A 13,671-nucleotide genomic window follows, 5' to 3' on the forward strand; every position below is an offset into this window, starting at 1 on the left:
CTACATGGATGTGCAGTGAAAACGGACACTGCATGCGCCGTGTGGAGCGAGACCAGACAATCTCGCGCTCACAGCAGTGGCGCGAGTACACACACTGCGCCCTCGCGTGGCCGCGTGACATTCCCAGACAGGGGAGTGGACGCGCCCGGGGGCTGAGGAGACTACGTGGCCGATCAAGCGCCGCCCATAAATTCAGAACCGAACGCCGACAGCGCAGGACGTACGGTTCCTGTTCTTCCGGAAAAGATGCGCGTCCACGCTCTGGCCAAGATCCTGGGCGTCACCAGCAAGCAGGTTCTCGCCGAGGCTGCGGCCCTCGGAACCGAACTGCGCAGCGCGCAGTCCAGTCTTCAACGTGAGGTAGCCGAGCGCGTTTACTTAGCGTTCGCGCCCGCCGACGTCCCTGAGCCGGCCGTCGAGGCCGAACCGGCCGTTCCTGAGCCCGAGCAGGCGGCTGAACCAGAACCGGCAGTCGCCCCTGAGGCCGTTTCCGAACCGGAGCAGGCCGTTTCCGAACCGGAGCAGGCCGTCGAAGCCGAGCCGGTAGCTGCAGCCGAGCCGACAGCTGAAGCAGAACCGACAGCTGAAGCAGAACGGGTCGCCGAAGCTGAACCGGCGGCTGAAGCCGAACCGGTCGCTGAAGCCGAACAGGCCGTCGAGGCCGAGCCGGTAGTTGCAGCCGAGCCAGTAGCTGCAGCCGAGCCGGCGGCGGCGGTCGAGGACGCCGCACCCGAGGCGAGCGCGCCCGACCAGGTACGGGCTGAGAAGGAACTCGGCCGCGACCTGTTCACGACCTCGGCGTACGAGGTCGAAGCCCCCGCAGCGGAGCCCGGCCCCGAGACCACTCCCGCCGTCGCGCAGGTTCCGTTGTTCCTGCAGCCCGACCCCGCTGCGGTCGAGACGCCGCGTCGTCGTCGCAGCCGCCGGGACGCCGGAACGCCGGACGCCGCTTCCGAGCAGGCGCAACCCGCCCCCGAGAAGCGGGACGTCCCCGCTGAGCCCGCACGGTCCGCCGACACCGGAACCACAGAAGCCGAATCCGACGATGCCGATGCCGATGGCGACCAGCCGCGGCGCCGCCGCCGGGGACGCCGGGGCCGCGGCCGCGGCCGCGGCGAGCAGCAGAACGAGCAGGGCACCGAGACCGACTCCGACACCGAGTCCTCGGACACTGTCGACACGGTCGAGCAGACAGGGGAAGAGAAGGCGGGGGACGAGAAGACCGCCGAGAAGCCTGCCCGCGAATCCGCCGAAGCAGCCGAGACGGAGCCGGCCGAGGCCGCGGAGTCGGACGAGACGGATTCGGATCAGACCGGTGACGAGGAGTCCGGCGACGCCGACTCGGACGGTTCGAGCCGTCGCCGTCGCCGCCGTCGTCGGCGCAAGTCGGGTACCGATGCTTCCGGTGAGAGCGTTTCCGAGGACGATCCGCCCAATACCGTCGTCCACGAGCGTGAGCCCCGCAACAAGAGCCGGGCGAAGGACGAAGTCCAAGGCATCACCGGGTCGACACGACTCGAGGCGAAGCGTCAGCGTCGCCGCGACGGTCGCGATGCCGGCCGCCGTCGCCCGCCGATTCTCACCGAGTCGGAATTCCTGGCTCGCCGCGAGGCGGTGGACCGCGTCATGGTGGTCCGTGACCGGATCGCCACCGGGCAGCCCCACGCCACCACGCAGGTTGCGGTTCTCGAGGACGGGGTTCTCGTCGAGCACTTCGTGACCACGTCCGCGTCGGCCTCCATGGTCGGGAACGTGTACCTCGGACGTGTGCAGAACGTTCTGCCCAGCATGGAGGCGGCGTTCATCGACATCGGCCGCGGCCGTAACGGCGTCTTGTATGCAGGTGAGGTCAACTGGGAGGCCGCCGGGCTCGGTGGGAACTCCCGCAAGATCGAGCAGGCGCTCAAGCCGGGCGACCAGGTCCTCGTGCAGGTGAGCAAGGATCCGGTCGGGCACAAGGGTGCGCGGCTGACCACGCAGATCAGCCTGGCCGGCCGATTCCTCGTGTATGTGCCGGGCGGCACCTCCACCGGAATCAGCCGCAAGCTGCCCGACACGGAACGCAAGCGCCTCAAGGACATCCTCCGCGACATTGTTCCGGCGGACGCCGGTGTGATCATCCGCACCGCCTCCGAAGGTGTGAGCGAGGAAGAGCTGGCGCGTGACGTCACCCGTCTGCAGGAGCAGTGGGCCGGAATCGAAGAGCAGGCCGCCAAGGCGGACGCCGGCAAGTCCGGGAACCCGCAGGCGCTCTACGAGGAGCCGGACCTGCTGGTCAAGGTGATTCGCGACCTGTTCAACGAGGACTTCTCCAAACTCGTCATCGAGGGTGAGAAGGCGTGGTCGACTGTCGAGTCCTACATCAAGTCCGTGGCTCCCGACCTCTTGCCGCGGCTCGAACAGCACACCGGACACAACGGTATCGACGTCTTCGAAGCGCACCGCATCGACGAGCAACTGGCCAAGGCACTGGACCGCAAGGTGTGGCTGCCGTCGGGTGGCACGCTCGTGATCGACCGCACCGAGGCCATGACCGTGGTCGACGTCAACACCGGCAAGTTCACGGGTGCCGGCGGCAACCTCGAGGAGACCGTCACTCGTAACAACCTCGAAGCCGCCGAGGAGATCGTGCGGCAGATGCGCCTGCGCGACATCGGCGGCATGATCGTCGTCGACTTCATCGACATGGTGCTCGAATCGAACCGGGACCTGGTGCTGCGACGTCTCACCGAGGCCCTGGGCCGCGACCGCACCCGCCACCAGGTGTCGGAGGTCACGTCCCTCGGCCTGGTGCAGATGACCCGCAAGAAGTTGGGTACCGGCCTCGTCGAGGCGTTCTCCACCACCTGTGAGCACTGCCACGGACGCGGAATCATCGTCCACACCGAGCCGATCGACGCGAAGGTCTCCGAGGACAACGGGGCACGGGGGTCCTCCCGCGGCGACGCCGGCGGCTCCCGCAAGAAGCGCGGTCGCGACAAGTCCGCCGGTGCCGATGTGTCGCCGACGCCCCCGCAGGAGGCTGTCGTCCCGGCCGTGGATGCCACCGTGAAGCGGGCGCATCCGGTGGCTCTGGCGATGGCGCACCACCATCACGAGGACGTGGCAGCGCCCGAGCGGCCCCGCGAAACGGCAGCGCAGCACGCTCGTGACGAGGCTGTGCACGACGCACCTCGTAGCGAGGCTGTGCACGACGTGCGTGCTGCCGAGGCGGCGCAGATGGATGCTCCGGCCGCGGTGGCCGCCGAGGCTACGGAGCAACCGTTCGTCGCTTCTACCGCGGCGGAGCAGACGACGGAGGGGACGCCCACGGCGGACCTGGCCGGAATCGAAGAAGCTGTTGCCGAGGCACCGGCGGCCGTCGCCGGCGAAGCAGTGACCGCACCGGAACCCGTGGTCGAGCCCGTGACGCCGGAGACTGCGGTGACGCCGGAGACTGCGGTGACACCGGAACCTGCTGTCGCACAGGAACCTGCTGTGACATCCGGACCCGTGACTCCGCAGCGGCGTCGTAGTCGCCGAGTGTCGAGGGCAGCGGCCGCACCGGTGTCCGAAACCCCGGCAGCGGGCACCGTCTTCGTGATTCCTGCCGCGTCGGAGTCGGAGTCGGAGTCTCGGTCGGAGAGGGCTCCGGAATCAACTCCGGAACCGGCGATGTCCTCATCGGCGCCGAGCGGGTCGGCCGGTTCCTCGCCCACCGGCACGGGTGTGCAGCCTGCGCCTCGTCGGCAGCGTCGTCGCGCAGCGGCGCGTCCCGCCGGTCCGCCGGTGGACGCCGACAGCTGATCAGAGGCTGCGGAAAGGCAACCCGCCCAGTTTGTATGGAACGGTTGCCTTCCTGTAACCTTGACCAGTCGCTACTCGGCGATAAGGGTCAGCTGTGCCTTCACTTGTGAAGGCTGCGCGATCTCGACCGAGCTAGCCGTACCAACAGACCAGTCGCGCACTTCGTGGCGCGAGCAAGTTCGAAGAAGCAAGGGGTAGCCCTCCGATGGCAACGTACGCGATCGTCAAGACCGGCGGAAAGCAGTACAAGGTCGCTGTTGGTGACCTCGTCAAGGTCGAGAAGATCGAGGGTGAGCCCGGCACTGCTGTCTCGCTTGCTCCCGTTCTCGTCGTCGACGGATCCGATCTGACCACCGACGCCGACAAGCTGGCCAACATCTCGGTCACCGGCGAGGTCGTCGAGCACACCAAGGGCCCGAAGATCCGCATTCACAAGTTCAAGAACAAGACCGGCTACCACAAGCGTCAGGGCCACAGGCAGAAGCTGACGGTCCTCAAGGTCACCGGTATCAAGTAACTAGAGCTTCAGAGCTGATTTCACCCGAGGAGGGTCAAGAAACATGGCACATAAGAAGGGTGCATCCAGCTCCCGTAACGGGCGCGATTCAAATGCACAGCGACTCGGCGTGAAGCGCTTCGGCGGTCAGTCCGTCAGCGCCGGCGAGATCCTGGTGCGTCAGCGCGGAACCCACTTCCACCCCGGCGTCAACGTCGGACGTGGCGGCGACGACACGCTCTTCGCTCTCTCCGCCGGTGCCGTCGAGTTCGGCACCAAGCGTGGACGCAAGACCGTGAACATCGTTCCGGCGGCGGCAGAGGCCTAGTCCTGCCGCGAGTATGTACCGTCCTGACATAGGACGTACCAAGCTCCCGAATAGGGGCGGACCAGGGTCGAGATACCCGGTCCGCCCCTATTGTTTTTTTCAGAGTTCATTTATTGACTGAGGAAGGATCCGGCAGTCATGTCCCGATTCATCGACCGCGTCGTGCTGCACGTCAGCGCCGGCAAAGGCGGCAACGGCTGCGCCTCCGTACACCGGGAGAAGTTCAAGCCGCTCGGCGGCCCGGACGGCGGTAACGGCGGGCGTGGCGGTGATGTGGTGCTCGAGGTGGACGGCAATGTCCACACCCTCCTCGACTTCCACTTCCATCCCCATGCGAAGGCCACCAACGGCAAGCAGGGGATGGGAAGTAACCGGGACGGCGCCCAAGGTGACGACCTCGTCCTGAAGGTCCCGGACGGCACCGTCGTCCTCGACGAGAACGGCAAGGTTCTCGCCGACCTGATCGGTATCGGCACCCGGTTCGAGGCCGCCCAGGGTGGGCGTGGTGGGCTCGGAAACGCCGCGCTGTCTTCCAAGGCACGCAAGGCGCCCGGCTTTGCCCTCCTCGGTGAGGACGGCGTCGAACGCGAGCTCGTCCTCGAACTCAAGTCTGTCGCCGACGTCGGGCTCGTAGGCTTTCCCTCGGCCGGCAAGTCCTCCCTCGTGTCCGTGCTCTCGGCGGCAAAGCCCAAGATCGCCGACTACCCGTTCACCACTCTCGTCCCCAACCTCGGTGTCGTGTCCAGCGGTGATACCACCTTCACCGTCGCCGACGTGCCCGGGTTGATCCCCGGGGCGAGCGAGGGACGTGGCCTGGGTCTGGACTTTCTGCGCCACCTCGAGCGCTGTGCTGTGCTGGCGCATGTCGTCGACTGTGCGACCCTCGACCCCGGTCGTGACCCGATCTCCGACATCGACGCCCTCGAAGCTGAGCTCGCGGCCTACAAACCCGCGCTGTCCAGTGACGCCAGCCTCGGTGACCTCGCCGATCGTCCTCGCATCGTGGTCCTCAACAAGGCGGACATTCCGGAAGCTGCTGAGCTGGCCGAGATGGTGACCCCCGACCTCGAGGCCCGCGGCTGGCCGGTGTTCACGATCTCCGCGGTGAGCCGCGAAGGATTGCGTCCGCTGATCTTCGCGTTGGCGAAACTTGTCGAGGAGTACCGCACGGCGCATCCGCCGGAAGTCCCCAAGCGGCCCGTGATTCGCCCGATTGCCAACAAGGACAACAGCTTCAGCGTTATAGCCGACCCGGAGGTGCCAGGCGGCTTCATCGTCCGGGGAACGCGTCCCGAGCGCTGGGTGCGGCAGACCCAGTTCGACAACGACGAGGCTGTGGGTTATCTGGCCGACCGTCTCGCTCGACTCGGAGTGGAGGACGCCCTCGTCAAGCAGGGAGCCGAACCCGGCGCGTCCGTCACGATCGGTGACGTGAGTTTCGACTGGGAACCCCAGACGCCCGCAGGTGTCGATCTCACTCGCACCGGCCGCGGTACCGACCCACGTCTCGATCAGGTGGAACGTATCGGCGCGTCGGAGCGCAAGCACGCACACAGGATCCGTCGCGGTCTCGAAGGCCTCGACCCCGAAGAGCAGTGAGCGCCACCCGGCGCACGATTGCGTCGGCCGACAGCATTGTCGTGAAGATCGGATCGTCAGCGCTGACCAGCCTGGTCGGCGGACTCGACGTGGGTCGTCTCGATGCGCTGGCTGACGCAATCGAAGCACGGATGCGTGCCGGCTCCGACGTGATCGTGGTGTCGTCCGGTGCCGTCGGCGCCGGTCTGGCGCCACTGGGTCTCACGCGGCGACCCCGCGACCTGGCCACCAAGCAGGCCGCCGCAAGTGTCGGGCAGCTGGCCCTGGCCCACGCCTGGGGAACGTCCTTCTCCCGGTACGGCCGCACCGTGGGGCAGGTGCTGCTCACCGCCGACGACATCGCGCGCCGTGCGCAGCATCGCAATGCCCAGCGGACCCTGGACCGTTTGCGGGCGCTGCATGCCGTGGCGATCGTCAATGAGAACGACACCGTCGCCACCGCCGAACTCCGGTTCGGTGACAACGACCGCCTCGCTGCGCTCGTGGCGCACCTGGTCGGTGCCGACGCACTCATCCTGTTGTCGGACGTCGACGGTCTCTACGACGGCGATCCACGCAAGGGGAACGCCACTCTGATCCCGGAAGTGAACAGCCCCGAGGACCTCGACGGAGTGGTCGCCGGTTCGGGTGGTGCCCTCGGGACGGGCGGCATGGCGTCCAAACTGTCCGCGGCCCGCCTCGCCTCGGATGCCGGTGTGCCGGTGTTGCTCGCGGCAGCGTCGGAGGCGGGTGCGGCGCTGCAGGACGCCGCCGTGGGAACAGCTTTCGCGGCTCGGCCCACCCGGCTGTCCGCACGCAAGTTCTGGGTGCGGCATGCCGCGGACGAACAGGGAATCCTCCACATCGACGAGGGCGCGGTCCGTGCCGTCGTCACCAAGCGGCGGTCGCTGCTGCCCGCGGGCATCACTGCCGTTTCGGGCCGGTTCTACGGCGGCGACGTGGTTTCCCTGCTCGGCCCCGAGGAGCGTCCCGTAGCGCGGGGCGTGGTGGCCTACGACTCCACCGAGATCAACGACATCCTGGGGAAGTCGACAACCGAGTTACCGCCGGAGATGCAGCGACCCGTGGTGCACGCCGACGACCTCGTACCGCTCTGACTGGGGTGCCTGTCACGCCGACATCGTGGTGGATACGTCGAGCAGCGCCCGCAGCGCGTCCGAGCAACCCGCATCGAGTGTGAGGGTGGCGAACTCGTCACCTCTCGTCGACCCACGGTTGACGATCACGATCGGTTTTGCGCGCTTGGCGGCGTGCCGGACGAACCGTAGTCCCGACATGACGGTGAGCGACGAACCCGCCACCAGCAGCGCTTCCGCTTCGTCGACCACGGCGTAGGCAGCCGCGACCCTCGGCTTGGGGACCGACTCGCCGAAGTACACGATGTCCGGTTTCAGGAGCCCGCCGCAGGCCTCACAGTCGACCATCCGGAAGTGCTCCGTACTGGTGACGACGGCGTCCGCATCGGGTGCGATCTCGACTCCCTCCGCGGCGGCCACGGTCTCGGCGAACTCGGGGTTGGCTCGCTCGAGACGCTCGGCCAGTGTTGCCCGGGAGATCAGTGCACCGCACGAGAGACAACGCACCTGTGCGTACGTGCCATGTAGATCGATGACCCGGCGACTGCCCGCCTTGGTGTGGAGCAGATCCACGTTCTGCGTGATCACCGCGTGCACGGCGCCGGCGCGTTCGAGACCGGCCAGGGCCCGATGACCGGCGTTGGGCCGGGCTGCGTCCATGTGCCGCCAGCCGAGATGATTCCGCGCCCAGTAGTGACGACGGAAGTCGGGGTCGCCGATGAATTGCTGGAAGGTCATCGGGTTGCGCGGGGGAGAGTCGGGACCCCGGTAGTCGGGGATTCCGGAATCCGTGGAAATGCCGGCGCCGGTGACCACACACAGACGCCGGCCGCTGAGTACGTCGAGCAGTCGGTCGAACACGCACTCCAGGGTAGCGCCGGGTCAGTAACCGACGACGGGATCGATCAGGGCGGTGAGCCGCTCACCGGCGACGAAACGGGTCACGTTCAACGCCACATGATCGGCGAAAGCGGGCGGACGCACGGACGGCGGGTTGGAATCGTGGGGGGTGATGATCACATTGGGCAGTTCCCAGAGCGGGTGACCGTCGGGAAGCGGCTCCGGATCCGTGACATCGAGTCCGGCGCCGCCGATGCTGCCGTTCCGCAATGCGTGCACGAGGGCATCGGTGTCGATGAGCGACCCGCGGGCCACGTTGATCACCCACGACGTCGACTTCATCTGAGCCAGTTCGGCGCCGCTCACCAGGTGATGTGTCGCGGACGTCGCGGGCGCCCCGATGACGAAATGGTCGGCCCGCGGCCACACCTCGTTCAACCTGGTGGTCGGAAGCGTTTCGATGGCACCCGGAACGGGGCTGCCCGAGCGATTCACGGCGATCACGTCGGCCCCGAGCGAGGCCAGCATGGGAATGAGTGCCCGGCCGATGCCGCCTGCGCCCACCATGGCGACCGTCGCACCGCGCAGGGTGCCGACTTTGGAGTAGAAATCGTGCTGACGCCACGTTCGGGCCGCCATGTGTTCCGGCAGCGCCCTCACTCCGGCCAGGAGGAGCGTCAGGGCATGTTCGGCGACTGTGGCCGCAAACGCACCTGCAGCCGACGTCCACATGATCTGGGTATCGGGTGTGATGAGTTTCGCATCGAACCACTGCTCGACTCCGGCGGAATCGAGCTGCACCCACCGAATATTGTCCGGGAGCGGGTCGGGAAACCCGATCGGGCCCGCGGTCCACACCAACGCATCGGCGGACTCGAAGGGCGATAGACGGGCGCCGCCCCGGCGCACCGCGTCCTCGAGGAGCGGGTCCGGGGCGGGTCCGATGGCAACAGCTGGAACAGCAACGTCGTCGGCCATGGTTCGACGCTACGCGGGAACCTCGATCAACGGGTAGACACCATTTTCGTCGTGTACCTCACGTCCCGTCACGGGCGGGTTGAACACGCAGAGCATGCGCATTTCGGTCTCCGGCTCGACGCGGTGCCGTTCGTGCCCGTTCAGCAGGTACATCGATCCGGGTCCGAGGTCGTAGACCTTGTCGTTGTCGAGATCGACCAATTTGCCCGTGCCCTCGACCAGCCACACGGCCTCGACATGGTTGGCGTAGTGGAACTCGTTGACAGTTCCCGCCTTGATCGTGGTTTCGTGGAAGGAGAAGCCCACCTTGTCACCGCCGAGGACGATGCGCTTGCTGCGCCAATTGCCGTCCTCGCTGGTGATGTCGCGCTCGGTGTCGGTGATTTCTGCGGTGGTGCGAACGATCATGGGTACTCCCATCCTCTCTCTAGCTGCAAACCTTGCCGGTGGCCTCGGCGAGAATGCCGAGTCCGTGGTCGAGTTCCTCGTCGGTGATGGTGAGCGCCGGTAGCAGCTTGACCACCTCGTCGGAAGGTCCGGAGGTTTCGGCGAGCAGTCCCTCGTCGAAGGCGAGTTTGCAGACCTTGCCCGCATTCTCGGCCTCGTCGAAGACGAGACCCTGAACGAGGCCGCGACCGCGGGTGAAGACCTTGCCCTCGAACTGGTTGGACAGTGCGGTGAACGCCTGATGAATCTTCTCGCCCTTGGCCAGCGTCGACTGATGCAGGGCGTCGTCGGACCAGTACTGGTCCAAGGCCACTTTGGAGGTGATGAATGCGGGATTGTTGCCGCGGAACGTGCCGTTGTGCTCGCCCGGACCCCACACGTCGAGTTCGCGTTTGAACAGCGTGAGCGCCATAGGGAGCCCGTAACCGCTGATCGACTTCGACAGGCAGACGATGTCGGGGGTGATGCCGGCGATCTCGAAGGAGAAGAACGGGCCGGTGCGCCCGCACCCCATCTGAACGTCGTCGACGATCAGCAGGATGTCGCGCTCGGCGCACAGCTCGGCCAAGGCGCGCAGCCACTCGGCCCGAGCAACGTTGACGCCACCTTCGCCCTGAACGGTTTCGACGATCACGGCGGCCGGACGGTTCAGGCCACTGCCCGAGTCGTCGAGGACCCGGGAGAACCAGTGGAAGTCCTCGGTGACTCCGTCGAAGTAGTTGTCGAACGGCATGGGAGTGGCGTGCACCAGCGGGATACCGGCTCCGGCACGTTTCATCGAGTTACCGGTGACCGAGAGCGCGCCGAGCGTCATGCCGTGGAACGCGTTGGTGAAGTTGATGATCGACGAACGGCCCGTGACCTTACGGGCAAGCTTCAACGCGGCCTCGACGGTATTGGTGCCGGTGGGGCCGGGGAACTGGACTTTGTAGTCGAGGCCCCGCGGTTTCAGGATCTTGTCCTCGAAGGTCTCGAGCAGTTCGCGTTTCGCGACGGTCGACATGTCGAGACCGTGGGTGATTCCGTCACCGACGATGTAGTCGACGAGTGCCGATTTGAGCACCGGGTTGTTGTGCCCGTAGTTGAGCGAGCCGGCTCCGGCGAAGAAGTCGAGGTAGTCTTTGCCGTTCTCGTCGCGAATCCACGATCCGGACGCCGTTTCGAAAACGGTGGGCCACCCGCGGCTGTAGCTGCGAACCTCGGATTCGAGGCTCTCGAAGATATCGGTATGAGCGTTAGTCGTACTGCTGTCAGTCATGTTGCTGCATTCCTCCGGGGCATGCTCTTAGCCGATCGTGTACAGATCTTCGGCTTCGTGTCCATCGGGAAAATCGTTGGGCGAGAATAGCGTCTGCTTGGTGATCGCCGTATCTCGGCGACGCGCCAATGCGGTGAACAACGCGATCGATGCCTCGTTGTCGGGGCTGATCGTCGTCTCGAGATGGGTGATCCCTTCAGGCGCAAGACGATCGAGCAAGGCGCCCAGCATGCGTCCGGCAATTCCCTTGCCACGCTGGTCTGCGTCTACGGCGACCTGCCAGACAAACAGTGTCGCCGGGGATTCGGGGCGGATGTAGCCCGAAACGAATCCCACTACTCGTTCGTCGACCACTGCGACGATCGACGTGCGGCTGAAATCTCTGCACCACAACAGGTAGGCATAACTCGAGTTGAGGTCGAGCACTTCCGTGTTCCTGGCGATCTCCCAGAGCCGGACTCCATCAGAGATCTGTGGACTTCGAAACAACACCGCGTCCGGCGCGGTGGTCGGGATGGCACTCTTCTGAACAGGCGTCATTGGAAAAACCAACCTAACAACCATCTATGCCGATTTCACGTGCGTCGCGAAATTGGCCCGTCCGGGCACGGAGCCTTCGCAGGTGAGACGGGCAATGTGACGCTGATCACGTTATGTAACTTTTCGACGATCCGCAAGCGACACACTTGTCCATTTCGAGATCTCAGGGCACTCGACCGCCGCTGCGGAGTCACTTCACGGCTGCCAGGGCGAAAGGCAGCACCGAGGTGGCGCCCGCCGCCCGCAGCGTCCGGGCAGCCATCGTCAGGGTCCAGCCGGTGTCGGTGAGGGTGTCGACGAGGAGAACAGGCCCCGTGGAACCCGAAAGTTGGGGGGTTTCCCACGCGTCTGCCAGACCGGCCACCCGGTAGGCGGAGTTCGCCGCAGAGACTGGCGGATGGCCGGGTCGTTGCCTCAGGACTCCCAGATGCTCGAGCCGTCCGATCTGGGCGAGCCGCTCCGCCAAGGAGGCCGCGAGAAGGGGATGGGTGGTCGATTCGACGGCCATGACGGCGGTGGGCCGCTGCGTCCAGTCCCACGATGCCAGCACGGCGATGCAGGCCTGCAAGACGTTCTCCGGTGCCGGACCGTCCGGTCCGTCCATCAGAGTGCGCAGTCGTTGTCCCCAGCCGAGGTCGGACAATCGGCCGAGGACACGGCCCGGTTCCGGACCGTCCGTAATTTTCCCCGACAACGCGACACCGAGCTTCTTCAGTCCCGAAGGCCACTGTTTCCGAGGCGCCAGGTCGATGCCCGGCCTCTCCAGCCGCGATCGGGTCTGAGCCACGGTGTCTGCATCCACAGCGGTGTCGTAGTGCGCGCCGGTGCAGTTGTCGCACCGGCCGCAGTCGGACGCCCCCTCGACCAGTCCCGGATCGTCGAGCTGCTCCCTCAGGAACTCCATCCGGCACGTGGTGATGCGTTGATAGTCGAGCATGGCCTGCTGCTCGGACTCACGGGCCCGTTCGAGACGTTCGTAGCGTTCGGCGTCGTAGGTCCAAGGCTGCCCGGTTCCCACCCAGCCCCCACGGACCCGGCGAACCGCACCGTCCACATCGAGAACCTTCAACACCATCTCGAGCCGCGTCCGCCCCAGTTCCACCAGCGGCTCCAGGGCCTGCGTGGATTGCGGCCGGTCGGGGTCGAGAACCTCGATGACCCGCCGCACGATGTGCTCACGGGGAAACGCCACCGAGGCGAAATAGCTCCAGATCTGCCGGTCTTCCGAGCCTGGGAGCAAGATGACTTCGGCGCGATCAGTGGAACGGCCCGCACGGCCCACCTGCTGGTAGTACGAGATCGGTGACGACGGCGCACCGAGGTGCACCACGAATCCGAGATCGGGCTTGTCGAAGCCCATGCCGAGCGCCGACGTAGCCACCAGGGCTTTCACGCGGTTGTCGAGTAGATCCTGCTCGAGGCCTTCCCGTTCGCCGGCATCGGTTTGTCCCGTATAGGCGGCGACGGTGTGCCCCTGCTCGGTGAGCAAGCTCGCCAGATCTCGTGCCGCCGACACCGTCAACGCATAGATGATCCCCGACCCGGGCAGGCTGTCGAGCTTCTGGGCGAGCCACGCGGCGCGGGCCGTGGCCTCAGGAATTTGCACCACCGACAGATGTAGCGATTCGCGTTCGAGCCCGCCGCGCAACACCAGCGTTTCGCCGCCGCCCACACCGAGCTGGGTCGAGACATCGGTGACCACGCGGTCGTTTGCGGTGGCCGTGGTCGCAAGCACGGGAATGCCCTGCCCGAGCTCGCCGATCAGCGTGCGGATGCGCCGATAGTCCGGGCGGAAGTCGTGGCCCCAGTCCGAAACGCAATGGGCTTCGTCGACGACGACCAGGCCGGCGTCGGCGGCGAGGGAAGGAAGAACCTGGTCGCGGAAGTCGGGGTTGTTCAGGCGTTCCGGGCTGACCAACAAGACATCCAGCTCTTGCGCCGCGACACGGGCGTGAATGTCGTCCCACTCCGTGACGTTGCCCGAGTTGATCGTGGCGGCCCGGACTCCCGCCCGTTCTGCCGACGCCACCTGATTCCGCATGAGGGCGAGAAGCGGCGACACAATGACGGTCGGCCCGTGCCCGTCGGCCCTCAACAGCTTGGCCGCGATGAAGTAGACAGCTGATTTACCCCACCCGGTCCGCTGGACGACGAGCGCGCGTCGTCGGCCCACGACGAGCGCCTCGATGGCAGTCCACTGGTCGTCCCGCAGCCGCGCTTCGGGTCCTGCCAGCTCTCGGAGCAGGCGTTCGGCCTCGTCGCGGAGTGCGGGCGTGGTGGCGGTGGTCATGACCCCATGGTGCACGACTGCTGTGACACTCCA

General features: G+C 66.3%; 11 protein-coding genes. 5 read left to right on the forward strand and 6 right to left on the reverse strand.

What is annotated here, in order from left to right:
- Window positions 1-165 precede the first annotated feature (165 nt).
- The 5 genes from GFS60_RS11720 to proB all read left to right on the forward strand — a co-directional run bounded on the left by GFS60_RS11720 (window position 166) and on the right by proB (window position 7,306).
- The gene (locus GFS60_RS11720) at window positions 166-3,786 is read left to right on the forward strand and encodes a translation initiation factor IF-2 N-terminal domain-containing protein (RefSeq protein WP_442972187.1); all 3,621 of its coding nucleotides are present in this window, start codon (window positions 166-168) and stop codon (window positions 3,784-3,786) included.
- 205 nt (window positions 3,787-3,991) lie between these two features.
- Window positions 3,992-4,303 (forward strand): 50S ribosomal protein L21, encoded by a 312-nt coding sequence (gene rplU / locus GFS60_RS11725; protein WP_109328917.1) that lies wholly within the window; start codon window positions 3,992-3,994, stop codon window positions 4,301-4,303.
- 43 nt (window positions 4,304-4,346) lie between these two features.
- The gene (gene rpmA / locus GFS60_RS11730; RefSeq protein ID WP_005248077.1) at window positions 4,347-4,610 is read left to right on the forward strand and encodes a 50S ribosomal protein L27; all 264 of its coding nucleotides are present in this window, start codon (window positions 4,347-4,349) and stop codon (window positions 4,608-4,610) included.
- Between the two features lie 138 nt (window positions 4,611-4,748).
- Complete coding sequence (obgE, locus tag GFS60_RS11735; RefSeq protein WP_159921391.1) at window positions 4,749-6,209, forward strand: GTPase ObgE; 1,461 nt, start codon at window positions 4,749-4,751, stop codon at window positions 6,207-6,209.
- On the forward strand, window positions 6,206-7,306 hold the full coding sequence (proB, locus tag GFS60_RS11740; protein WP_159921393.1) for a glutamate 5-kinase: 1,101 nt from the start codon (window positions 6,206-6,208) through the stop codon (window positions 7,304-7,306). The genes obgE and proB overlap by 4 nt, the downstream gene beginning before the upstream one ends.
- Window positions 7,307-7,318: 12 nt before the next feature.
- On the opposite strand, the gene GFS60_RS11745 is transcribed toward proB, so the two are convergent.
- From GFS60_RS11745 to GFS60_RS11770, 6 genes are all read right to left on the reverse strand, one after another.
- A complete protein-coding gene (locus tag GFS60_RS11745; protein WP_159921395.1) occupies window positions 7,319-8,146 on the reverse strand; it encodes an NAD-dependent protein deacetylase in 828 nt (275 codons plus the stop codon).
- A 21-nt stretch (window positions 8,147-8,167) separates the two neighbouring features.
- Window positions 8,168-9,103, reverse strand: a complete 936-nt coding sequence (locus GFS60_RS11750) for a D-isomer specific 2-hydroxyacid dehydrogenase family protein (RefSeq protein ID WP_159921397.1) — start codon at window positions 9,101-9,103, stop codon at window positions 8,168-8,170.
- Window positions 9,104-9,112: 9 nt separating this feature from the next.
- Complete coding sequence (locus GFS60_RS11755; RefSeq protein WP_109328926.1) at window positions 9,113-9,511, reverse strand: ectoine synthase; 399 nt, start codon at window positions 9,509-9,511, stop codon at window positions 9,113-9,115.
- A 19-nt stretch (window positions 9,512-9,530) separates the two neighbouring features.
- The gene (ectB, locus tag GFS60_RS11760; protein ID WP_159921399.1) at window positions 9,531-10,808 is read right to left on the reverse strand and encodes a diaminobutyrate--2-oxoglutarate transaminase; all 1,278 of its coding nucleotides are present in this window, start codon (window positions 10,806-10,808) and stop codon (window positions 9,531-9,533) included.
- Between the two features lie 27 nt (window positions 10,809-10,835).
- The gene (gene ectA, locus GFS60_RS11765; RefSeq protein WP_159921401.1) at window positions 10,836-11,348 is read right to left on the reverse strand and encodes a diaminobutyrate acetyltransferase; all 513 of its coding nucleotides are present in this window, start codon (window positions 11,346-11,348) and stop codon (window positions 10,836-10,838) included.
- Between the two features lie 190 nt (window positions 11,349-11,538).
- On the reverse strand, window positions 11,539-13,638 hold the full coding sequence (locus GFS60_RS11770) for a RecQ family ATP-dependent DNA helicase (RefSeq protein WP_159921403.1): 2,100 nt from the start codon (window positions 13,636-13,638) through the stop codon (window positions 11,539-11,541).
- Between the last annotated feature and the right edge of the window lie 33 nt (window positions 13,639-13,671).

It is taken from the genome of Rhodococcus sp. WAY2 (assembly GCF_009859915.1).
Lineage (GTDB): Bacteria > Actinomycetota > Actinomycetes > Mycobacteriales > Mycobacteriaceae > Rhodococcus_F > Rhodococcus_F oxybenzonivorans.